We start from the raw sequence: 24,291 nt of genomic DNA on the forward strand, positions 1-24,291 counted from the left end.
GGATCTTATTGATTTCAATAGTTAATCCAACTTGTCTCCACTAAAAACTCCTTGAGTTTCTAAATAATTTCTCATGTGATCGTATACTGGACTTGACCAAAATGCATTCGAGGAGATAAGTTTGGCCGCGTCTTGACGCGCCACTTCTAAAGCCCGGTAATCATGGACAACATCTGCTATTTTAAAATTTGGTAACCCGCTCTGTTTGGCTCCAAAAAAATCTCCTGGACCCCGTAGCTCTAAATCTCGTTCCGATAAGACAAAACCATCATTTGTTTCAGTCATTATCCTCATTCGTTCCTTTCCTACCTCTGACTTCGGATCAGCTAGCAAGATACAGTAAGACTGATCTTCTCCTCGACCTACACGTCCTCGAAGTTGATGCAATTGCGCGAGTCCAAAACGTTCTGCATCATAGATAATCATTACTGTCGCATTTGGCACATTAACTCCAACTTCCACAACAGTTGTTGAAACGAGTATTTGCGAATGGTTTTGGCTAAACTCTTCCATTACCGTTTCTTTTTCAGACGAAGTTAGCCTTCCATGCATCAAACCCACTTTAAAATGCCCTTTAAAATGCTGTTGCAGAATCATATGAACATCAATTGCGTTTTGAACATCAAGTTTTTCTGATTCCTCAATTAACGGACATATGACATAGGCTTGTCTTCCTGCAACAAGCTCTTTCTCTGTAAAAGCAAGCACTCGTTCCAGCATATCTGGCTTTGCCCAATATGTTTCAATAGCTTTTCGTCCCGCAGGCATTTCATCAATGATTGACACATCCATGTCACCGAAGACGGAGATTGCTAGAGTTCGGGGAATAGGTGTCGCCGTCATAAACAGAACATCGGCATGTTCGCCTTTATCACGGAGGATACGACGTTGCTCAACACCAAAACGATGCTGTTCATCAGTAATAACGAACCCTAATTTATAGAAATTTACGTCCTCTTGAATAAGCGCATGCGTTCCTACTACAACATGAATATCCCCGTTTTCTAACGCCTCAAGTTTTTCCTTTCTTTTCTTTCCTTTTACAGAACCCGAAAGAAGTTCCACGCGTATCCCAATCGGCTCAAAAACTTGCTTTAGGGAAGCAACATGTTGTTCAGCAAGAATCTCTGTAGGGACCATGAGAGCTGATTGATAGCCAGCTTTTGCAACAGCATACATGCTAACAGCTGCCACAATCGTTTTTCCGGATCCTACATCTCCTTGAAGCAGTCGATTCATACGATAAGCGGCTCTTAAATCATTTTGAATTTCACTGACTACTCTTTGCTGAGCAGACGTTAGTGAAAAGGATAGACTATTAATAAAGGCATCAATATCTGCTTGAGAAAGATTCAACGCTTGACCAACTTGTTGCTCCCTATTCGACCTTCTAAACGCTTGCATCTTTAACTGAAAAAACAAGAACTCCTCATACACCATTCTTCGTCTAGCATGCTTAACAGAAACCGCATTCGGAGGATAATGAAGCCGATGAATGGCTTCCTTTTTGCCAGGTAGTTTATATTCCTCTAATATGTCAGAAGGCAAAGGGTCTGGTATATAAGAACTGTACTGCTTTAATGCCTGATAAATATACTTCTTTAAAGACTTTGAAGTTAATTTACCTGAAACGGAGTAGATTGGTTCAATTGATTGCTCACGTTCTTCTTTACCTTTTCGGAACTCACTACCCGCAATTGTCATTCGATGTTGATCCCATTTCCCAGTAATGGTAACTTCACTTCCAACAGTGAGTTGACTTTTCAAAAAAGCTCTATTGAAAAAGGTGACAGTAATAAGAATTTGGTTAACTAGTAAACGAACAGAGAGACGGTTTTTCTTTTTTCCATAATAACGGACTGAAGGTTCACTTTGAACAACCCCGATAACCGTTACTCTTTCTTCATGTTTGACCTCGTGTAAATCTTTTAATTTATAATCTTCATAGCGAAAAGGAAAATGTTCAATTAATTCACCAACATCATGAATCCCTAAGTTTTTAAGTTGCTTTGCCGTCTCTTCACCGACTCCTTTAACCTCCGTCACAGGCAATCGCATAACATCATTCATGAACACTCCTCCTCTCATCTAAGACAAAAATATTCCCACCACTATAGCGGCAGGAATATGGCAATTTTACGGTTTTGCTTTTGTTACCATTAACGCGATCGCTCCTGGTCCCACATGAGCTCCAATAACCGAACCAATTTCAGTAAGAACCTCCGATTTAACATTAAACTCGTTCTTCATTCTTACAAGCAATTCATTTGATAATGCTTCATTTATAGCATGAGAAGAGCCAATATGTATAGGTTCATCTCCAAAATCTTCTTTTAAAATTTCAATGATACGGTTTAACGCTTTTTTCTGACCACGCACTTTTTCAAATGGGAAAACAACTCCCTCTTCATTTAGAGAAAGAATAGGCTTTATTTTTAAAAGGGATCCAAGTAGTGCGGAGGCGCGTCCTATACGACCATTCTTTTGAAGGTATTCAAGTGTATCAACCATAAAATATATTTTTGTATTAACAAGTAGATCATCAAGCCTAGCAAGACATTCTTCCATTGATTTACCTTGCTCAGCCATCCGAGCAAGTTCAATAACAATAAGGCCAATTCCATAGGAGGCTCTTTTTGAATCAACGACGTGGATCTTCACTTCTCCCTCGAGTGATTGCTTCGCTATTGTAGCAGCTTGATACGTACCGCTTAACTGCGAAGAGAGATGAATCGAAATAATCTCTGTATCACCTTGTTCCATTAAGTTACGGTACGTTTCTTCAAATTGAAAAGGTGTTGGCTGGGATGTTGTTGGAATTGTCTCAGAGGCCGAAAGCTTCTTGTAAAACTCGGATGCTGATAAATCAACCCCATCTTCATAGGTTTCAGCTTCCGAGAAAATAACTTTTAATGGGACCACCTTAATATTTAATTGTTCTGCAAGTGCCTTTGGAATATCCGCAGTACTATCAGTTACAATCTTCACGTTTGCCATTTTCACCTCTCCTTTACTCGTTTCATTATTCCACTGAGAAAATATAAGAGTAAAGCGGCTGATTTCCCTTGTGGCTATCCACTTCTAAATCCGCAAATTCCTCTTCAAGATATGCACTCAACTCTTCTGTTTGCTCATCGCTTGCATCCTCACCTTGAAGTATGGTTATAATTTCACTATCTTCATCTAGCATCGACTTCAACAAATCTTTTGCAACATCAACCATCACAGCTCCTGAGCTGATAATTTTTTTCTCGGCAATCCCCATATAATCATCTTTTTTAATCTCAATACCATCAATGGTCGTATCCCGAACAGCAAACGTAATTTGTCCTGTTTTTACTCCGGCCATTGTCTCTGCCATTGCATCAATATTCTCATTCATACTTTGGGAGGGATTAAATGCTAATAAAGCTGCTAGTCCTTGTGGTACGGTTTTTGAAGGGATAACAACCGCTTCGGCATCAACGACCTTGGCTGCCTGTTCAGCTGCCATAATAACATTCCCATTATTCGGTAAAATGAAAACTTTTTTTGCATGAACTTCTTCAATGGCTTTAACAATATCTTCGGTACTCGGATTCATTGTTTGTCCACCTTGAATAACGACCCCTGCCCCCATGCCTTTAAAGAGCTTTTCAATTCCATCACCCATCGAGACTGTGACAATCCCATACTCACTCTTTTCCTTTGAAGCGTTTTCATCTTTTTCTCCGTAGAACGCTTTCGTTTCTTCCAATAAATGGGTGTGTTGTTCACGCATATTCTCTATCTTAACGTTAATTAAGTTGCCGTATTGTTGTGCCTTTGTAATAACTTCTCCAGGTTGTTCTGCATGAATATGTATTTTTAATAAATCATCATCAGACACAACTAGTAATGAATCTCCCCATTCGCTTAATTCCTCACGAAATAAACGCTCTTCAAATGATTTCTTTGCCAACTTGTCTTGTTCAAAACGAACCATTACCTCAGTACAATAACCAAACTCTATATCTTCTGTAGACATTTGACTTTGTACATGGTGATGCTCTATTTTAACAAGCTCCTCCATATTCGGTTGCTCGGGTATCGATCCTGTTAACGTTTCCCCTTTTAAATTCGCAAGAAAGCCTTCATAAATATAAACGAGACCTTGTCCACCAGAATCAACCACACCAACCTCTTTTAAAATTGGGAGAAGTTCGGGGGTCCTTTTTAAAGAACGACGTGCTTCTTTTAAGACATCTTCCATAAATGTAACAAAGTCACTTTGTTTTTTTGCAGCTTTTAACGCGTGCTTTGCAGTATCCTTTGCTACAGTTAAAATCGTTCCTTCAACAGGCTTCATAACAGCCTTATAAGCCGTTTCTACACCTTTATCAAGGGCTTGTGCAAAATCAATGGTTGTGATTTTTTTCTTCATTTCAATTTCTTTTGAGAAGCCACGAAAAAGCTGGGAAAGGATGACACCAGAATTGCCACGTGCCCCCATAAGCAATCCCTTTGCAAAGGAAGCGGCAACCTTGCTTGCTTCATCGTGTATGTTTTGCTTTACTTCATTTACCCCAGAGGTAATCGATAAGTTCATATTCGTGCCCGTATCCCCATCAGGAACAGGAAACACATTAAGCGCATCAACAATCTTCACATGAGTGGATAAATTAGCGGCCCCTTCAATAAACATTTGAGCAAGCTTTTGACCTTCAATTTGTTTCATAACTGTTACCAAGAAAGTTCCTCCTAACTAAAAGGATTAAGGGTTTGTGACTCGTACTCCTTGAACGAAAATGTTCACTGAATCAACCTCTAAGCCTAACATTTGTTCTAATTGGTATTTCACTTTCGTTTGGACATTGTAAGCAACTTCTGAGATTTTAGTGCCATAGCTCACAATAATATACATATCTATATGAATGTCATCATTTTCTTCACGAATGACAACGCCTCGGCGAAAATTCTCTTTTCCTAATAAATCTGTTATTCCATCCTTAATTTGTTTCTGTGATGCCATACCAACGATCCCGTAACAATCGACAGCTGCGCCACCAGCAATGGTCGCTACAACCTCTCTTGATACATCGACCGTTCCAAGTTGTGTTTTCATTTCGATTGACATTCGTAATTCCTCCCTTTCAAAACAGGTTATCACTATTTTACTATACTCCATACCATTTTAAAAGTTACAAACTGTCAAGCAATAATACTTGATAATCTTTTACCGTACCTATTGCATTCTAATGGGCGCTATGCTACTATATTCAAGTATGTTCGAGATTCATCCGTAAAGAAATAAGGAGGTGCATGGCATGGCACGTAAATGTCACATTACTGGAAAACAAGCGCGCACAGGTAACAAACGTTCGCACGCGCTAAATAAATCAAAACGTAAATGGGGAGTTAACGTACAAAAGGTACGTATCCTTGTAGATGGTAAACCAAAGCGTGTATACGTATCTACTCGCGCCCTTAAGTCTGGTAAAGTTGAGCGCGTATAAGTTTATTTGTAATTTTGCAAAAAAGCACCGTTAGATACGGTGCTTTTTTGCGTTAGCCTTTTTTGAATGAGTTTAAGACTGCTCTCACAAACCCACCTAGGAATTTTGGCAGCTTGATAGTGTAGAATTTCATAACTCCTCCTCCTCAACGTGAATGGACACGGGGAATAATGATAAAGAAACTTAGCTCACCATCATAGTTGGTTTAAGCGAAGTCGTCTCCATCCTTTCTTTCCAGAAACAAGAATCGGAATAATAAAAAGGATAAAAACAAATGCTCATTTCTACTAGTATATTCAGAGGCGACAAACTATTCCTTTTTTTTTTAGAACCTGGTTGCAACCTTGTCTCTCTACCACTATACATATGCATTTCCCTTTAATATATGTCTGTTGAAGAAGAAAGTTCGTATTCATTTGAGATTTACTTTATCATACTAGCCGCGAATATCTGAGATAGCTTTTGCTCTATTTTTCTCTTTATAAATTGCCGATCCAGCAACTAAAACATTCGCTCCGGCTTCGATACAACGTTTTGCAGTAGACGGATTGACACCACCATCGACCTCAATATCAATCGATAGCCCTCGCTGTCTAGCCATCTCGGCTACTGCTGAGATTTTAGGTAAAACAGATTCGATAAAAGATTGACCACCAAAACCTGGGTTTACAGTCATCAATAAGACAAGGTCTACCTCATCAATAATCGGTTCAATCATCTGAACAGGAGTTGCAGGATTTATTACAACGCCTACCTTCACGCCTTGCTCCTTAATTAAATGAATCGTTCTATGAAGATGTACGCATGCTTCAACATGGACAGAAATTATATCTGCCCCTGCTCTTGCGAAGTCAACTACATAATTCTCAGGATGTTCAATCATTAAATGGACATCTAGGGGCAAGGTTGTAATTGGTCTTATTGAAGAAACAACTAATGGGCCGATAGTGATATTCGGAACGAAATGACCGTCCATAACATCTACATGGATATAATCAGCCCCTCCTTGCTCTACTTCACGAATATCTGCTGCTAAGTTAGAAAAATCAGCAGATAAAATTGAAGGTGCTATTTTTATCATGAATTAATACCTCCGCTTTTGATTTTTTACTTCTTCTAAAAATTGCAAGTAGTGCTGATAACGGTAAGGGAGAATTTCACCTGTACCAAGCGCATCCTTTACCGCACATTTTGGTTCGGAAGTATGAGTACAACCCCGAAATTTACAAGTAGGAATAAGCTTAGCCATTTCTGGAAAAAAGTAAGATAACTCCTCCACACCCATTTCATGAAATTCTAAGGAACTAAAACCAGGGGTGTCTGCTATTAACCCTTCACCGACTGCTAGGAGCTCGACGTGCCTTGTTGTATGCTTTCCTCGACCTAAATGTGTAGAAATTGCATTAGTTTCAATGTCCAAAGTAGGCTTTAACGTATTTAATAAAGACGATTTCCCCACACCAGACTGCCCAGCAATAACAGAAACTTTCTTCTTTAAATGAGGAAAAACTAACTCAATCCCATGTTCATCTACTGTTGATGTAAACAAAACATGATAGCCAATTCCTTCGTAATCGTGCTTGTACTGTTGCATTTCTTCAAATTGCTTTTCATTTAATAGGTCGGTTTTACTTATAACAATTATCGGAACAATGTTGTTTGCTTCAATATGTACAAGAAACTTATCCAATAATAACGTACTAAAATCAGGTTCCTGAGCAGAAAAAACAAGCAATGCTTGGTCAACATTGGAAATTGGCGGGCGAATGAGTTCATTTTTCCGTTCAAATACCTCTAAAATATAACCGTCCGTTCGATTTTCTGCTTCAAACTCAACTTCGTCACCAACAAGTGGTTTAATGTTTCTATTTCTAAAATTGCCTCGTCCTCGACATTGAAAAATTCCATTTTCATTTTGCACATAATAAAAACCACTTAAAGCTTTTATAATTAGTCCAGTTGCCATGCATGACCTCCTGTATTTTCTCTTCCATCTAGAAGGATCTTGGTTAAACCAAGATCCTTCCTTCTATTCATACTGGTATTCTTTTGATTGATGAGCTAATTCATTATTTACATACACTTCGAATGAACCATTTTGGCTTTTGCTAACGTGAAGTGGAATGGAGTAAACTTTAGACTCATCGATAGTTTCTTCAATAAATATACTTTCCTCGCCATCGGTTGTTACATCTCGATAAACAATGAGGATATTATAAGTTTTTCCTGCTTCCCGGTCTTCAGGCTTTACTTCAACTGGCTGATTCACTTGAAAAAGTGTTGTAGGCTCCTCTTCTGGTGGAGGCTCTTCAGCAGGCGGCTCATTTTTTGGACCGTCAGATATAATGACTTTCACGTCTTCTCCTTTTTCTAACATCGTAAATGCTTCAGGAGATTGACGAATGACTCGTCCTTTTGCTATAGAATCGTGATTCTCTGTTTGGAATTCACCTCTTAAACCAACCTCATTCAAATAATTTTTTGCACTTGCTTCTTCTTCCCCTTCTAAATTACGGAGACGAATTTGAGGTTCAATACTATATGTTAAATAAATCGTTGTTTCATCTGCAATAACCATCGTTCCTTCTTTAGGATTTTGTGATAATACAAGTCCTGGAGCTTGGTCTTCCGTTTCATGTTCAATTAATTCAACCGCGAAATCTAATGATTTTAACATTCTCTCGGCCCGGTCAACCGGTAAACCAATGTAATTATCTACTTTAACTTGTTCTTGTCCAGTACTAACATACAAAGTCACTTCTGTATTTTCTTTTACCTTTAACCCTGATTGTGGATATTGACGTACCACGTGGTCAGCAGGTACTTCTTCACTTTTGACATCTTGTCGTACAACGACAAGTCTCTGTTCTCTCATTTGCGCTTGTGCCTCTTCAAAGGACAATTCTAGCACATCAGGAACTTCAACTTCAGCAACTTTAAAGAAATTCGGAAAAACCGTTAGAGCAACAACACTTGAAACAGCTAGTATTAGGAAAACAAGGAGCGGAATAACCAACCATTTCTTTCGTTTCTTTTTTGGTTTTTTAAAATTACCTTTTTCATCAAAATTTTCTTCTCTTTGATTTTGTGATGGCTGAGCTGCAATTGTTTTTTCAATGTCGTTATTTTCAGGAATATGTTTAATAATCGGAATTGCTTTGGTCGCTTCTTCATTGTCATCGATTATCGCAAACGGTTTCTCATGCAATCTTTCAGGTTCTAGTGCAGTCTCAACATCTTCTTCCATATCCTGAATGGTTTCATAACGTCGCAATGGGTCTTTAACAGTCGCTCGTCGAATGATATTTTCAATGCTCTGAGGCAACATTGGCACCATTGCCTTAGCGGAAGGAATCTCATTTTGTAAATGTTTAATCGCTATTGAAACAGCTGTATCTCCTGAAAAAGGTAACGAACCCGTAACCATTTCAAATAAAACAATTCCCAATGAGTAGATATCTGACTTATACGTAACATGTCCTCCCCGAGCTTGTTCAGGAGATAAATAGTGCACCGAACCCATAACTGAATTTGTGTGCGTTATCGTAGCAGAAGACATCGCTCTAGCTATACCAAAATCGGTAACTTTTGCAACCCCTTCTTCTGAGATTAAAATATTATGAGGTTTAATGTCACGATGAACGATTTGATTAGCATGCGCGTGTGCAAGTGCTGACATCATTTGTTGCAAATAATCTAACGTTTGCGGAACAGGAAGTGGACCTTGGCTTTGAATCAGTTCTTTTAATGTCTGTCCTTGTACATACTCCATAACAATATAGTATGTATTTCCTTCCTCTCCGACATCGTATATGTTGACAACGTTTGGATGCGCTAAACTTGTTGCCGCTTGCGCTTCACGGCGAAATCTTTTAATAAATTGCTCGTCATCAGAAAACTGTGGCTGTAACACTTTAACAGCAACATGGCGGTCCAAGATGACATCAAGTGCTTTATACACATTAGCCATTCCCCCGCCACCGATAGTCTCAAGAATTTGGTAACGTCCACTAATTCTTTCTCCAATCATAGGCTTCACCTTTTACTCTCGTCTTGATATTGAATGAGTGCGACAGTAATATTATCCTCTCCACCGCGCTCGTTGGCTAGCCTAATAAAGGAATCTGCTTTATCCTCAAGCGAACCTTCTTCTAGAAGAAGGTGATTCATTTCTTCATTGTTTAGCTTATTTGATAACCCATCAGAACAAAGCAGAAGTGTTTGTTGCTCCTCTGCCTGAAGGGAGACGACGTCTATTTTAATTTGTTTCTCTGTTCCAAGGGCACGTAAAAGTACATTTTTACGTGGATGATGCTCAGCCTCTTCTTTAGAAATTTGACCTGTACGTACGAGTTCATGAACAAGTGAATGGTCATCAGTTTTTAAAGAAAAGCCATATTCATTTACTAAATAAGCTCGACTATCTCCAACATGTCCAATTGTCACAAAGTCATCTGTGCAAATGGCACCTACAATGGTTGTCCCCATCCCCTGACACTCAGGGTTGCTTAAAGCATGTTCAAAAAGAGATTGATTAACATGTTCAAACTGTTGAACTATCCATTCCTCTGCTTCCTTGACAGATTGAAGACTTGTAGCTTGATACCATGCTTCTTTTAAATGTTTGACCGTCATTGAACTGGCTACATCACCAGCTAAGTGTCCACCCATTCCATCTGCCACAACGGCTAATAGACCAAATTTATTAGTAAAGACTCCACCGTTGTCTTCATTATGCGAACGGACAAGCCCTACATCTGTTTTAAACGAAAAATGTTTTTCCACTCACATTTCACCTCGTCTCTTCTATTCGTTCCTTGGCACGAAGCTGTCCACAAGCAGCATCGATATCATGCCCCTGTTCACGACGAATCGTTACATTAACATCCCGTTTTTTTAATGTTTTCTCAAAGGCGAAGATTTGTTCTTTAGGTGTACGAACATAGTCACGCTCTAAGACATAATTGACTGGGATTAAATTCACATGACACTTAATGCCTTTAATTAAATCTGCTAACTCATCAGCATGTTCCACTTGGTCATTGACACCGCCAAACAATCCATATTCAAAGGAAACACGCCTACCTGTAGTCTCAATATAATACTTTAGCGCCTCCATTAAAGTCGGTAATGGCCAGGCACGGTTTACTGGCATTAGCTTACTTCGAATTACTGAATTTGGAGCATGTAATGATACAGCAAAATTAATTTGCATTTTTTCATCCGCAAATTCGTAAATTTTCGGAACAACTCCACTTGTTGATACGGTTATATGACGAGCACCAATATTGAGTCCTTTTTGATGGTTAATCGTTTTTAGGAATGATAACATTTCTGGGTAATTATCAAAAGGTTCACCAATTCCCATCACGACTACAGAGCTGACTCTCTCATTTGTCTCATCCATTGCTCGCTGTGCTTCGAGCACTTGTGCTACGATTTCACCTGCTTCTAAGTTTCGCTTCAATCCACCAAGCGTCGAAGCGCAAAACGTACATCCTAAGCGACATCCTACTTGGGTCGTAACGCATACACTATTACCATAATCATGACGCATCACGACCGTTTCAATCGAATAGCCATCTATTAATTCGAATAAAAATTTGACCGTACCATCTGAGGATATTTGTTTTGCAGCTGTTTTTAGCGTATTTATAAAAAAATTCTTCGCTAACTTTATACGTAAATCCTTTGATAAATTAGACATGTCCTCAAAATTAGTCACACGTTTTTGGTAGAGCCAGTCAAAAATTTGAGTGGCTCGAAATTTCGTCTCGCCTTTTTCTTTCAGCCATTGTTGCAATTCTATTAATTGCAAAGAGTAAATTGAACGACGTGGGTCAGTTTTTGCGAATTTACATTTATGTTTAATTCTTCCACATTGACACACCTTTCGTACGTCTAATCATTTTTCTTTAGGCAAGCGATAAAGAAACCATCTGTGCCATAATCTTGAGGTAGAATGGTTAACATACCATCTTGGTAACGATTTGATTGTGCAACCCTTTGAGGCAGACGATTTATTAAAGACTCATCATAACTAAAATGAGAATTTTCACGAACAAATGTCTTTACCGTTTCTTCATTTTCATCTTTATCCACCGTACACGTACTATAAACAAGAATACCACCTTTTTTTAAATAAGGTGCAACCGCGTGAAGAATTTCTTGTTGAATTCGTCTAATTGCCTGAACATCATTTTCAGATTTAGACCATTTAATATCTGGCTTTCTTCTAATTACACCAAACCCAGTACACGGGGCGTCAATTAATATTCGATCAAATTTGTTTTCATTTAATACCGAATCAAGCTTTCTGGAGTCGGAAACAACGGTTTCAATTATCGATAGTCCAAGTCTATTAGCTGATTCTTTGATTAGTTTGACTTTGTGCTCATGTAAATCAACAGAAATAAGTTGACCTTGATTATCCATTTGTTCAGCGATATGAGTAGACTTTCCACCAGGAGCAGCACATGCATCTAAGACTACCATCCCTGTTTTTGCACCTAACGCTCTTCCTACTAACATTGAGCTTTCATCTTGTGGGGTGACAAATCCTTCTTTAAAAACATTTGTCTCAAAAAGATTCCCTTCTTCAATAATTAGCGCATCTAGTGAAAGATCACCATGTTTTGCTTTGACCTCTTCATCTTGTAATAAATTAAGGACTTGCTCTGCAGTTGCTTTCGTACGATTGACACGGACAGTTATTGAAGGAGGAACAAGACTTGCCTCACACATAGCTTCCGCATCATCGAATCCATACTGTTCGATCCATCGCTTAACAAGCCACTCAGGGTGACTCGTTTTAAGTGCAAGATAGCGTATCGGATCCTTTTCATCTTCTATAGAAGGAAGACCTTGACGTTGGATGGAACGCAGTACTCCATTAACCATTCCACTAATCCCCTTGTGTCCTCTCTTTTTAGCAATATTAACCGCTTCATGAACAATGGCTCGGTCTGGGACCCTATCCAAATAAACAAGCTGATACACTGAAAGACGTAATAGAACTTTCACCCAGTCTTCCAATGAATGAAGTCCTTTTTTTATAAATGGCGATAGATAATAATCAAGTGTATCACGACGTTGAATCGTTCCATAAACAAGCTCAGTTAAAAGCCCAACATCTCTTCGATCCAATTTCGACTTTCTTACTGTTTGATTCAAAAGAAGGTTACTATATGCTTGATTCTTTTCAATTTGTAATAATACATCAACTGCGACATCACGTACTAGTTTATCCATTGGTCACTCCTAGTTTAATTCCAGCTTTAAGATACGATCCTGAACCTCTAAGAAACGATTCAACACTCATTCTTTTTTTCCCAGATGGTTGAATATCGACGATTTTAAGAGCGGTTTTATTACCGGTTGCAACAACAAAACCATCTTCTTCAACATTTAAAACCATACCTGGCTCTTTTTCTTCGGAAAGAACGACTTTAGTCGCCCACCAAACTTTGAGAGGCTTTCCATCTAAAATGCTGTAAGCCACTGGCCATGGGTGAAGACCTCTAATTTGGTTGTATAATGCATCGCCAGGATTCGTCCAATCGATGAGTTCCATTTCACGAGATATGTTTTTAGCGAATGTCACTTCAGTTTCATTTTGTTTCTGAACAACCACCGTTCCATTTATTAATGCTGGAATTGTTTCCATTAAGAGAGTGGAGCCTACTTGACTTAATTTATCGTGAAGAGAACCAACATGATCGGTCTCTTCAATTGGTACCTTTACTTGGCTAATTATATCCCCTGCATCGAGCTTTTCGACCATATACATAATTGTCACACCAGTTTCTTTTTCTCCATCAATAATCGACTGATGAATCGGTGCTCCTCCACGGTATTTCGGTAACAATGATGCATGCACATTAATACATCCAAGCTTCGGAAAATCAAGAATTTCTTTTGGTAAAATTTGACCAAAGGCTGCGGTCACAATTAAATCTGGTTTAAATGCTAATACACGAGCAATTTCTTCTTTATTTCGAATTCTCTCTGGCTGCAAGACAGGAATAGCATGTCTAGTAGCCTCAACCTTCACAGGTGGAGGAGTTAAGATTTTTTTACGTCCTACAGGGCGATCAGGCTGAGTCACCACTGCAACGACCTCATATGTTTCAATTAATTTCTCTAACACTGGAACTGAAAAATCAGGTGTTCCCATAAAAACAATTTTCATTAGATTCCTGCCTTTCTATCACGATCTTACATAAACAAATATGGATTTAAATCTATGCCTATTTGAAGGTCTCCTTGGTTCATTTCACGGATATAATGTTGTTGAATGTCACGTAAAACCTTCGTTAACCTTGGTTCATTTTTGTATTTTATCATGCATTGATAGCGATATCTATCTTTTATCCGGGCAATTGGGGAGACAACCGGGCCTAAAATCATCGTATTTTCGGAGAGCTCAGCCTTTAAAAAAGAAACGATTTTCTCGGTGACTGTAATAACCTTTGTTAACTCAGGATGACTGACATTGATGAGACTCATATAAAAATAAGGAGGATATCCCGCCTTTTTTCTTTGTGACATTTCCAATTGAAAATAATGTTGATAATCATGTGATTTAACTAAGTCAATGCTATAGTGCTCTGGTGTGTATGTTTGAATGACCACCTCACCAAGTAACTCATGACGCCCCGCTCGTCCACTCACTTGTTCCAAAAGCTGAAATGTTCGCTCTGCTGAACGAAAATCAGGTAAATGTAACATTGAATCTGCTGCCAGCACTCCTACAAGTGTAATTTTTGGAAAATCTAATCCCTTTGCGATCATTTGAGTCCCGAGTAAAATATCAGCCTCGCCATTTCCAAAGGCAGTTAACAATTTTTCATGAGAACCTTTACGTCTCGTCGTATCGACATCCATTCGTATGACTCGCGCTTCTGGAAGAATACGAGTTAGCTCCTCCTCGACCTTTTGTGTACCCGACCCAAAAAAACGGATATGCTCACTTTCACATGACTGACACGTTTTTGGCATAGGCTCTTCATGACCGCAATAATGACATTTTAACGAATGATGGCTACGATGATATGTGTAAGAAATATCACAATGGTCACATGTTGCGACATAGCCACAGTCTCGGCACATAACAAAGGTGGAATACCCCCGTCGATTTAAAAACAAAACACTTTGTTCACCTCGTTCTAGCCGCTCTTTAAGTTTATCAAGTAATGACCTTGAGAACATCGAGCGATTTCCTAAACGAAGTTCTTCTCGCATATCAACAATTTCGACCTCAGGCATTGGTCGATTATTTACTCTTTCAGACAATGGTAAAAGTGTATATACATTTTTCTGGGCCCTGGCAAAGGATTCTAAAGAAGGTGTAGCACTTCCTAAGATGACCGGACAATCATGATGGGCTCCTCGATAAATTGCTACTTCTCGTGCATGATAGCGTGGATTTTCTTCCTGCTTATAACTCGCTTCATGCTCCTCATCAATGATGATAATACCAAGATTCGTAAATGGAGCAAAAATCGCTGATCGAGCGCCAACGACCACTTTTACTTCGCCACGTCGTATTTTTCGCCACTCATCATACTTTTCTCCCATCGATAATCCAGAATGGAGTACAGCTACCATTGAACCGAATCGCCCTTTAAAGCGCTCGACCATTTGGGGTGTTAAGGAGATTTCTGGAACGAGAACAATTGCCTCTCGTCCATTTTTTAAGGATTCTGCTATTGCTTGTAAATAGATTTCAGTTTTCCCACTTCCTGTTACCCCATGTAATAGAAAAGCTTCATGATGCTTACTCGCGAGTGAGCCCAGAATTGGATCAATTACCGCCTGTTGTTTTTCTGTTAAGACAAGCGGTTCGGTTTGGGGGTGCTTTTTCCCTTGGAGAGGATCGCGATAGACCTCCTCATCACTTTCTATTAGAAGTCCTGTCGCTAACAATGGTTTTAATGTCGCCCTAGTGGTTCCCAGTTGCTCAAGTAATTCCATCGATTTAATGGGATGGTTCTGTTTATACAAAAACGAAAGAACTTCACGTTGCTTCATAGCACGTTCAGACACTTGCTCGAGTATACTTACTAAATCTCCGTCTTTATTAGACAGCTGAATAACTTTTTCCGTTTTCTTTCGTCCCTTTTCTGTTACTTGGTACATGATTTCCAATAACCCTTTTTCAATATCTTTTTGTACGGTCTTTACCAGATGGGTCTGAGAAAACATTTCCCAACTAACAACTTGCTGGTCCGAAAAAAAAGATTGCAATTCAGTTGCTAGTTCCGAGTGATTAGCAACTAAATGAATTTCTTTTTTCACTTTCGTCTTTAAAGCTGCTGGTAGCATGACTTGATATGCCGAAACTTTAAAGCAAAGCGTTTTTTCAGTTAACCATTCACCGACGGATAGTAGTTCTTTTGTTAAAACGGGGATGACGTCAAGAACATCATCAATTGATTTTAACTTTTCTACTGCGGTTGCTTGTTCAAGAGCCACGACAAATCCTTGAATTTTTCTCGGTCCAAATGGGACAATCACTCTCATCCCTTCTCGAATAAATCCTTCCCATCTATTTGGAATTAAATAGTCAAACATCCGGTCGGTTTGCGAGGTAGGTACATCAACAACTACCTTCGCAATCATACCAACTTATTCCTCTCTATAAATGCCTGTATTTCTTCTAATATCTTAATAGCAACCTCCTCTTTTGAAAGTTGAGGATATTCATATTTTTGCTTATCTTTTGTAAATATTGTCACGATATTAGTGTCCCCTTTAAATCCAGCACCTTCAACAGAGATATTATTAGCTACGATTAAATCAAGATTTTTCTTCTCTAGTTTCTCTAACGCATAGCGTTCAAGATGTTCTGATTCTGCTGCAAAGCCAACAAGAATTTGTTTGTTCTTCTTCTCACCAAGTGTCTTTAGGATATCAATCGTTCTCTCCATCTCTATCTTCCAAACACCCGGTTGTTTTTTTCGTTTTTGGTCAAATATTTCTTTCGGTCGATAATCAGCTACTGCCGCAGACTTAATAACAACATCAGCTTCGTCATAAATTTTTAAAACCGCTTCATACATCTCTTGCGCTGTTAAAATAGATATTACATTGACCCCAACAGGAGGCGGTAGTTGAACAGGGCCAGAAATGAGTGTTACCTTAGCTCCTTTTTTCTTAGCTGCATTTGCAAGTGCATAACCCATTTTACCTGATGAATAATTTGTAAAAAACCGGACAGGGTCAATATTCTCTTGTGTCGGACCTGCCGTGATGACTATATGTTTCCCCTCGAACACGTTATCAATTGGGATAAAAAGTTCGTTAAGTGCATGAATTATCTGTTCTGGTTCAGCTAGACGTCCTTTTCCGGTCCATCCACATGCCAAAAACCCATCTTCACTATCAATAAATACATACCCATACTCTTGCAATATTTTCATATTTTTTTGGACCGCTGGGTGATTGTACATGTTAACATTCATAGCTGGAGCAATAAAAATCGGGGCTTTTGTAGCGAGTAGCGTCGTTGTTAACATATCATCAGCGATACCGCTTGCTAGTTTAGCCATAATATTTGCTGTAGCTGGGACAACAACCACGACATCAGCCCAGTCAGCTAAATCTATATGAGCAATTTTCTCGGGGTTCGGTTCAACAAATGTACAATCATAGACTGGTTGTCGAGATAACGCTTGAAACGTTAACGGTGTAATAAACTCCTTTGCTGACTCGGTCATAATAACCCGAACATTGGCTCCTTCTTGAACAAGCTTACTCGTTAAAGCTGCGGCCTTAAATGCAGCAATTCCTCCGCTCACACATAGCAATAAATTCTTCTCCTGAAGCACGATCTCTCCCACCTTTTCAAGGGTATGTTGATAAGAAAACAACCTATTTTTCATAAAATAGGTTGTTTGACGTATTATTCTTTTTCATCCGGAACGCTAAAGCGTTCAAAGCGGAGATGGTTTTCAACTATTTCTTCTAATGCCATGCCGACTGGTTTATAAGAAGCCGGGCGTTCAACAAGTGGACCGCGCTTTGTATCTTCCTTAATCTCACGTGCTCGTTTTGAGGAAACCGTGACCAACGTATATTTTGAATCTAGCTTATCCATTAAGGAATCAATTGATGGGTATAGCATTATTCGACCTCCACTAATTGCTTATATTTTTCAATAAGACGTTCACGTTTACAATGTTCTGCTTTCACTATCGCTTTAATTCGTTCAACAGCGAGTTGAACTTCATCATTTTCAACAACATAATCATATTTCTTCATCATCTCAATTTCATCACGAGCAATGGTCATTCGTTTGTCTATAACCTCTGCCGTTTCAGTTCCCCGACCAACAATCCGATTTCTAAGCTCAGCGATGCTCGGTGGCATTAAGAATATAAAGACACCCTCTGGGAAACGCTCACGCACTTTTAATGCACCTTGAACTTCAATTTCAAGAATGATGTCTTGACCATTATTGATCGTTTCGCGAACATAGTCAATTGGCGTACCATAGTAATTACCCACGTATTCAGCCCACTCTAGCAACAAATCATGTTCAATCATATCTTCGAATTCATCTCGACTTTTAAAGAAATAATTGACACCGTTTACCTCACCTGCCCTAGGAACACGTGTTGTTGCAGAGACGGAGTATTGAATTGACGTATCTTCATTTCGAAGTGCTCCACAAACGGTCCCTTTTCCGACACCAGCTGGACCTGACAACACGACTAACAAACCTTTCTCTTTGTTCATGTAGACCTCCTAATCCTTTATAAAACCAACTTATCAGCATATATGTAAATAAACTTACGCATCCTCGTTCGAATCATCTTTGTTTGTCAGACGTTGTGCAACCGTTTCTGGCTGAACAGCACTTAGAATAACATGATCGCTATCAGCTATAATGACTGCTCTAGTACGGCGACCGTATGTAGCATCGATGAGCATGTTTCGATCCCTGGCATCTTGAATAATTCGCTTTATTGGTGCAGATTCCGGACTCACAATCGAGATAATTCGATTTGCTGAAACAATATTTCCGAAACCAATATTAATAAGTTTAATATTCATCCGATTTCCCCCACCTAGAGTGCCACTTACCACTCTCATCATTTTTAACCAAACTAATCCTACTATATACGAAAATGCAGTCGAATTCTACTCTCTACTCTACATTTTGTACTTGTTCTTTTAGTTTTTCAATAAAACTCTTAAGTTCCACGACATATCTTCTTATTTCTGTATGATTTGCCTTAGAACCAATTGTATTTGCTTCACGGTTCATTTCTTGAACGAGAAAATCCAACTTCCTTCCAATCCCTTGTTCCTGTTGACAAATTTGACGGAAATGGTCGATATGCGAATGTAAGCGAACAATCTCTTCTGAAATATCGATTCTTTCAGCAAAAACAGCAACCTCGGTTAAAACTCTTTCTTCGTCAAGGTCCACATCTTTTTCAAGAATAGCTCTCATTCTTTTTTCTAAGCGTTCTTGATAGAGAAGAGTCATTGTTGGAGCAATCCGTTCAATTTTTTTAATGAATTCGCTCATTTCCTCAAGCCAATGATTAAAGTTTGTAAGTATATAGACTCCCTCTGCTTTTCTCATTTCAGAAAGTCTAGTTAAACAATCCTTCATTGCCTGCATAACCATTCGCTTTGCTACTTGAGTTTGTTCGGATTCTTCCTCAACCACTTGTACAATTTGGTCATTGAATAATAAAGCATTCATATCAAGCGCTGATGTTTTACCGATAATCGACTCAATTTCTTCAGCCTTATTTACATATTGCTCCAATAGACCGACATCTACTTCTAGTCTTCGAGAAGTTAATCCTTCACCTTCTATTTTTATGAATATGTCAATTTTACCACGCGAAAGAGTTTGTTGGACTTCTTTACGAATCGACTCCTCCAAATACAAAAAAGAATGCGGAAGTCGAATTGAGCATTCTAAAAAGCGATGATTGACAGACTTTGCCTCAACCATTATTTTTATGTTTTCGTTTTCGAATCTTGCCATCCCGTATCCAGTCATACTATTCATTCATATCACATCCACTTATCTATTCTACCCAACTTTTAACTCCCCAACAAGTAGGAAACATAAGAAACTAGTAAATTACATTAGTAACATGACCTCCTAACTAAAGAAAAGGTGTCCCACAGAGTAATTAAACAACCCGTGGAACAACCCAGAGAAAGGCTACTAACCTACTCCTATTTTTTAAATAATTGGTAACCTCCTAATACCACTGTTGGAATTGAGGCCAAACCAAGAATGAGTAACCATTCACGTCCTGTAAGTGCGACCGTGTGGAAAACAGGTTGCAGTGGGGGGTAATAAATAACTGCTAGCATTAACACTGTTGAAATAATAACAGCACCCACTAAGTAACGATTTTCAAACGGATTTCGATGATAAACAGAATACTCACTGCGACAGTCAAACACATGAATTAATTGGGCCATTACGAGTGTAACAAAGGCCACTGTTTGAGCTCGCGTTAAGTCGTCAAGATTAGTTTGTAAAGTAATCCAAAACGCTGCTAATGTGACAACGCCAATCATAAAACCCCGACTCAGTATTTTCCATGTTAATCCCCTGGCAAAGACTCCTTCATTTGGGTTCCTTGGTGCACGTTTCATTACATCACCTTCGGCTTGGTCTAAACCAAGGGCCATAGCAGGTAATCCATCCGTCACCAAATTAATCCATAATATTTGGATGGCGACGAGCGGTAATGGCATCCCGAGCATCATTGCAAATAGCATAACAAGAATTTCTCCGACGTTAGAGGCCATCATATATCGAATGAACTTTCGAATGTTTTCATATATATTGCGACCTTCTTTTATTGCTGCTTTAATCGTTGAAAAATTATCATCACTCAAGATTAAAGACGATGCTTCTTTAGCAACATCTGTGCCTGTTATCCCCATCGCAATTCCAATGTTCGCGGCTTTTATTGCAGGAGCATCATTTACTCCATCTCCTGTCATTGCCACAATATGGCCTTTGGCCTGAAGTGCTTTAACAATTTTCAGTTTGTGTTCAGGCGATACCCGAGCGTAAACATATACATCGTCAACGACTTCTTCTAACTCAGCTACACTCATTGTTGTTAGAGCTTGACCGTCTAAAACTTTGCCTCCACTTGGCAGAATATCAAGCTGTTTAGCTATTGCTGAGGCAGTAATACGATGGTCTCCTGTTATCATAACCGTTTTTATTCCAGCTTCACGGCACTCTTGTATCGCTCTTTTCACTTCAGGACGAGGAGGATCGATCATGCCTTGTAAACCAACAAACGTTAACTGACTTTCTGCATCAAAGGCGCTAGAGCACGTTTCCGTTGTATTTAGAGGACGATAAGCAATCGCAATGGTTCTTAAAGCTTGACTGCCTAGTAAGCTAATAACCTTATTCACTTCATCTCTGTATTTTGGTGTCATGGACTCGACTGAATTGTCATATATAATTTTTTTACATTGATTCAAAACAACATCTGGTGCCCCTTTTGTAATGATGAAGGAACGACCTTGTTTATCCTTGACAACCACGCTCATCATCTTTCTGACTGAGTCAAATGGAAATTCCTTTACTCTCTTAAACTGTTGTTTTAGACCATCAGAACTGTAGCCAGCTTTTTGTGCTGAAACAACTAACGCACCTTCAGTTGGGTCTCCATCTAAAATATATTCTGTTGATGTTTTTCTAAGCATCCCTTGCTTCTTTATTTTTGTTTGAATCGTCGAGTTATTACATAACAAACCATAGCTTAGTAATTGTTGAAGCGTCGGGTCCCGATCAGGAGCAATTTCTTTACCGTCCGATGTGAAATTCCCTTTAGAGTCAAAACCAGTGCCAGATACATTCCATGCACGACCACCACTCCATAACTGAGTGACTGTCATTTTATTTTGTGTTAATGTTCCCGTTTTGTCAGAACAAATGACAGAGGCGCAACCCAATGTCTCTACTGCGGGTAGCTTTCGGACGATGGCTTTTCGTTTAATCATTCGTTGAACACCCAGGGCTAGAGCAACGGTTACAATTGCCGGTAACCCCTCAGGGATTGCTGCAACAGCTAGAGAAACACCTGATAAAAACATCGTATACAGATCATGACCCCGAAGCACTCCAAACAAGACCACAAGTGCCGTTAACAGCAGAGCCACTGCAATTAAAATTTTTCCTAATTGCTCCAATTTTCGTTGAAGTGGGGTAACTAGACTCTCTGTTGATTGCAACAAATGAGCAATTTTCCCCATTTCTGTTTTCATTCCTGTACTAACGACAATTCCAATCCCATTACCTTGTGTAACCATTGTACCCATAAAAACCATATTTTCTTGGTCACCAAGCTCCGGTAAAGTTCCTGATATTGGTCGCTCATGCTTTTGTACAGGTACAGACTCACCTGTTAGTGACGACTCTTCAACTCTTAGTTCGCTCGTTTTAATGAGACGAACATCCGCACCTATTCGATCCCCACTCGATAATTTAACGATATCTCCCGGAACAATTTGTATTGATAGAACTTTCTGCCAAACTCCATCTCTTAACACATTCATTTGCGGTGCAGATAACTCTTTAAGGGCATCTAGTGACTTTTCTGCTTTTCTTTCTTGAACAAATCCAAGAATTCCGTTTATTAGAACAATAAACATAATGGTAATAGCGTCAATAAATTCACCCAGCAACCCTGATATTAACGTCGCTACTAATAGGACAAGCACCATGAAATCTTTAAATTGCCCAAGAAAAACAAATAAAGCAGACGGTTTTTCTCCTTCGTTTAATTTATTGGCACCGTAAGTCCTTAATCGTTTTTGAACCTCTTTTTCATTTAGTCCCTTTTCCTTGTTTGTCCCAATCGATGATTCAACTTCCAATGCATCCATCTCAAACCACTTCATATCTCCACCCCACATCTCCTATCAATTTGGTTCGAAAAAGCAAGAACAGCTTCCTTCTTCCCTCTTATACAAGCCATCTTATTCAGTCACTTCCAAAAACATGCTATACTGCTATACGAGAGGTGAAAAAACAATGTCATTTGATGGAATTATGACGCGAGCAATGGTCACTGAATTAGCTAACGCGTTAACAACAGGACGAATTTCTAAAATCTATCAGCCTTATAAAACCGAGCTTGTTTTGACAATTCGAGCGAACGGAAAAAATCACCAACTCCTCCTTTCTGCCAATGCAAATTTTGCTAGAGCACATTTAACGAAAGAAAAATATGATAATCCATCCATACCTCCAATGTTTTGTATGCTTTTGCGGAAGCATCTTGAAGGAAGTGTAATTGAGCAAATTCAACAAGAAGAGATGGAAAGAATCATAACGTTCGATGTTAAAAACAAGGATGAGCTTGGCGATGTAACCTACAAACGACTCATCGTCGAAATTATGGGCCGTCACAGCAACATTATTTTAATAGACCGTAGTACAGGAATGGTTCTTGATAGTATTAAACACATTAGTCTTGCTCAAAGTAGTTACCGGAGTGTCTATCCTGGTCAAACCTATAAATCACCACCAGAGCAAGACAAAGTCAATCCAATTTTTGCTCAATCCGATGAAATCTTAAAGCAGGTTGATTTCAATTCAGGTAAGCTTGATAGGCAGTTAGTTGAACACTTTGCCGGTCTCTCACCCCTACTCGCAAAAGAAATTGTTAGCCGTGCAGGGATGATAAACCGCACGTCTCTTCCTGCGGCCTTTGACGAAGTCTTTCAACCAATTCGTAACCATGAGTACCAACCTGAAATGGTCGTAAGTCAATCCAAAGAATATTTCTCGGTTGTGCCACTTACTCATATTAAGGGGGATCGCAAGGACTTTGGAACAGTAAGCGAATTACTAGACCGGTTTTATTACGGTAAAGCGGAGCGTGACCGTGTTAAGCAACAAGCATTTGATTTAGACCGCTTTTTACGGAATGAGCTCCAAAAAAACAAAAAGAAAATAAAAAAACTAACACAAACTTTAGTAGAATCAGAAAAGGCAAAACTTTATCAAAAGCAGGGAGAATTGCTAACAGCAAATCTTCACGCCATTCAACGGGGACAAAAAGCTATTGAAGTAATCGATTATTATGATGAAGAAGCACCTTTTATTGAAATCGCACTTGATCCTTCCAAGTCGCCTTCAGACAATGCCCAAGCCTATTTTAAAAGATACAATAAAGCAAAAAATGCTGTTGCTATTGTAGAAGTACAAATTGTTAAAGCAAAAGAGGAAATTCAATACCTAGAACAACTTTTACAGCAAATGGAGAGTGCTTCACCGAAGGATATTACAGAAATTCGTGAGGAACTTATAGAGGAAGGCTATATTCGTCGACGCCAAAAACAACAAAAGAAGAAGAAAAAAGAAGAAAAACCTCAGCTTGACAGATATACCTCCTCCACAGGAATTGATTTCTATGCGGGGAAAAACAATAAACAAAATGAATATTTAACAACTCGGTTTGCGAGACAGGACGAAATCTGGTTACATACAAAGGATATTCCTGGTTCGCATGTACTCATTCGAAGTATTGAACCTGATGAAACAACATTGAAAGAAGCAGCAAGCGTTGCTGCTTACTTTAGTAAAGCGAAGCTATCAAGTTCAGTTCCAGTTGACTTCACAAAAATACGTCATGTAAAAAAACCAAATGGTTCAAAGCCAGGATTTGTTATTTATGATAATCAGACAACGCTATTTGTAACTCCGAGTGAAGATTTAGTATTAGCCTTGCGGAGTCGAACATAGAATGGTCCTTAACTTAAAACAAAAACAACCCCAAAGGTATCTAACCTTTGGGGTTGC

General features: G+C 39.0%; 21 protein-coding genes. 2 read left to right on the forward strand and 19 right to left on the reverse strand.

Going from position 1 to position 24,291, the window contains the following annotated elements; genetic code table 11:
- Window positions 1-21: 21 nt before the first annotated feature.
- The 4 genes from recG to CEF19_RS01930 form a co-directional block, all read right to left on the reverse strand.
- Window positions 22-2,070 carry an ATP-dependent DNA helicase RecG gene (gene recG / locus CEF19_RS01915; protein ID WP_100404517.1) on the reverse strand — a complete coding sequence of 683 codons (2,049 nt, stop codon included), beginning with the start codon at window positions 2,068-2,070 and terminating at the stop codon, window positions 22-24.
- A 66-nt stretch (window positions 2,071-2,136) separates the two neighbouring features.
- A complete protein-coding gene (locus tag CEF19_RS01920; protein WP_100404518.1) occupies window positions 2,137-2,997 on the reverse strand; it encodes a DegV family protein in 861 nt (286 codons plus the stop codon).
- Between the two features lie 25 nt (window positions 2,998-3,022).
- A complete protein-coding gene (locus tag CEF19_RS01925) occupies window positions 3,023-4,696 on the reverse strand; it encodes a DAK2 domain-containing protein (RefSeq protein ID WP_100408168.1) in 1,674 nt (557 codons plus the stop codon).
- Window positions 4,697-4,732: 36 nt separating this feature from the next.
- Window positions 4,733-5,095: an Asp23/Gls24 family envelope stress response protein gene (locus tag CEF19_RS01930; RefSeq protein WP_100404519.1), complete on the reverse strand. Its 363-nt coding sequence runs from the start codon at window positions 5,093-5,095 to the stop codon at window positions 4,733-4,735.
- Window positions 5,096-5,285: 190 nt separating this feature from the next.
- Here CEF19_RS01930 and rpmB point away from each other — a divergent pair, with 190 nt between their 5' ends.
- A complete protein-coding gene (gene rpmB / locus CEF19_RS01935) occupies window positions 5,286-5,474 on the forward strand; it encodes a 50S ribosomal protein L28 (protein ID WP_100404520.1) in 189 nt (62 codons plus the stop codon).
- Between the two features lie 52 nt (window positions 5,475-5,526).
- Here the strand turns inward: rpmB and spoVM are convergent, their stop codons facing one another.
- From spoVM to CEF19_RS02010, 15 genes are all read right to left on the reverse strand, one after another.
- Complete coding sequence (gene spoVM, locus CEF19_RS01940) at window positions 5,527-5,607, reverse strand: stage V sporulation protein SpoVM (protein ID WP_017727263.1); 81 nt, start codon at window positions 5,605-5,607, stop codon at window positions 5,527-5,529.
- A 303-nt stretch (window positions 5,608-5,910) separates the two neighbouring features.
- Entirely contained in the window at window positions 5,911-6,555 is a 645-nt protein-coding gene (gene rpe / locus CEF19_RS01945) for a ribulose-phosphate 3-epimerase (protein ID WP_100404521.1), read from the reverse strand.
- Between the two features lie 3 nt (window positions 6,556-6,558).
- Window positions 6,559-7,440, reverse strand: coding sequence for a ribosome small subunit-dependent GTPase A (gene rsgA / locus CEF19_RS01950; RefSeq protein ID WP_100404522.1), 882 nt, complete (start codon window positions 7,438-7,440; stop codon window positions 6,559-6,561).
- Window positions 7,441-7,503: 63 nt separating this feature from the next.
- Window positions 7,504-9,504, reverse strand: coding sequence for a Stk1 family PASTA domain-containing Ser/Thr kinase (gene pknB, locus CEF19_RS01955; RefSeq protein ID WP_100404523.1), 2,001 nt, complete (start codon window positions 9,502-9,504; stop codon window positions 7,504-7,506).
- A 5-nt stretch (window positions 9,505-9,509) separates the two neighbouring features.
- Window positions 9,510-10,259 carry a Stp1/IreP family PP2C-type Ser/Thr phosphatase gene (locus CEF19_RS01960; protein ID WP_100404524.1) on the reverse strand — a complete coding sequence of 250 codons (750 nt, stop codon included), beginning with the start codon at window positions 10,257-10,259 and terminating at the stop codon, window positions 9,510-9,512.
- 7 nt (window positions 10,260-10,266) lie between these two features.
- Window positions 10,267-11,346, reverse strand: a complete 1,080-nt coding sequence (gene rlmN, locus CEF19_RS01965; RefSeq protein ID WP_100408169.1) for a dual-specificity RNA methyltransferase RlmN — start codon at window positions 11,344-11,346, stop codon at window positions 10,267-10,269.
- A 29-nt stretch (window positions 11,347-11,375) separates the two neighbouring features.
- Window positions 11,376-12,725, reverse strand: coding sequence for a 16S rRNA (cytosine(967)-C(5))-methyltransferase RsmB (rsmB, locus tag CEF19_RS01970; RefSeq protein ID WP_100404525.1), 1,350 nt, complete (start codon window positions 12,723-12,725; stop codon window positions 11,376-11,378).
- Window positions 12,718-13,665, reverse strand: a complete 948-nt coding sequence (gene fmt / locus CEF19_RS01975) for a methionyl-tRNA formyltransferase (protein WP_100404526.1) — start codon at window positions 13,663-13,665, stop codon at window positions 12,718-12,720. Before fmt ends, rsmB begins: the two co-directional genes overlap by 8 nt.
- Before the next feature lie 26 nt (window positions 13,666-13,691).
- Window positions 13,692-16,097, reverse strand: a complete 2,406-nt coding sequence (gene priA, locus CEF19_RS01980; RefSeq protein WP_100404527.1) for a primosomal protein N' — start codon at window positions 16,095-16,097, stop codon at window positions 13,692-13,694.
- A complete protein-coding gene (gene coaBC / locus CEF19_RS01985) occupies window positions 16,094-17,305 on the reverse strand; it encodes a bifunctional phosphopantothenoylcysteine decarboxylase/phosphopantothenate--cysteine ligase CoaBC (protein WP_100404528.1) in 1,212 nt (403 codons plus the stop codon). The genes priA and coaBC overlap by 4 nt, the downstream gene beginning before the upstream one ends.
- A 74-nt stretch (window positions 17,306-17,379) precedes the next feature.
- Complete coding sequence (rpoZ, locus tag CEF19_RS01990; protein WP_100404529.1) at window positions 17,380-17,601, reverse strand: DNA-directed RNA polymerase subunit omega; 222 nt, start codon at window positions 17,599-17,601, stop codon at window positions 17,380-17,382.
- The gene (gmk, locus tag CEF19_RS01995; RefSeq protein ID WP_100404530.1) at window positions 17,601-18,215 is read right to left on the reverse strand and encodes a guanylate kinase; all 615 of its coding nucleotides are present in this window, start codon (window positions 18,213-18,215) and stop codon (window positions 17,601-17,603) included. The genes rpoZ and gmk overlap by 1 nt, the downstream gene beginning before the upstream one ends.
- Window positions 18,216-18,269: 54 nt before the next feature.
- Window positions 18,270-18,533, reverse strand: coding sequence for an extracellular matrix/biofilm regulator RemA (gene remA, locus CEF19_RS02000; protein ID WP_088105041.1), 264 nt, complete (start codon window positions 18,531-18,533; stop codon window positions 18,270-18,272).
- 94 nt (window positions 18,534-18,627) lie between these two features.
- Window positions 18,628-19,509: a YicC/YloC family endoribonuclease gene (locus CEF19_RS02005; RefSeq protein ID WP_100404531.1), complete on the reverse strand. Its 882-nt coding sequence runs from the start codon at window positions 19,507-19,509 to the stop codon at window positions 18,628-18,630.
- 173 nt (window positions 19,510-19,682) lie between these two features.
- Window positions 19,683-22,385, reverse strand: coding sequence for a calcium-translocating P-type ATPase, SERCA-type (locus CEF19_RS02010; protein WP_100408170.1), 2,703 nt, complete (start codon window positions 22,383-22,385; stop codon window positions 19,683-19,685).
- 133 nt (window positions 22,386-22,518) lie between these two features.
- On the opposite strand from CEF19_RS02010, the gene CEF19_RS02015 reads away from it, so the two are divergent.
- The gene (locus tag CEF19_RS02015; protein WP_100404532.1) at window positions 22,519-24,234 is read left to right on the forward strand and encodes an Rqc2 family fibronectin-binding protein; all 1,716 of its coding nucleotides are present in this window, start codon (window positions 22,519-22,521) and stop codon (window positions 24,232-24,234) included.
- The last annotated feature ends 57 nt before the right edge of the window (window positions 24,235-24,291 follow it).

Source organism: Bacillus solitudinis, from assembly GCF_002797395.1.
Classification (GTDB): domain Bacteria; phylum Bacillota; class Bacilli; order Bacillales; family Bacillaceae_D; genus Halalkalibacter_A; species Halalkalibacter_A solitudinis.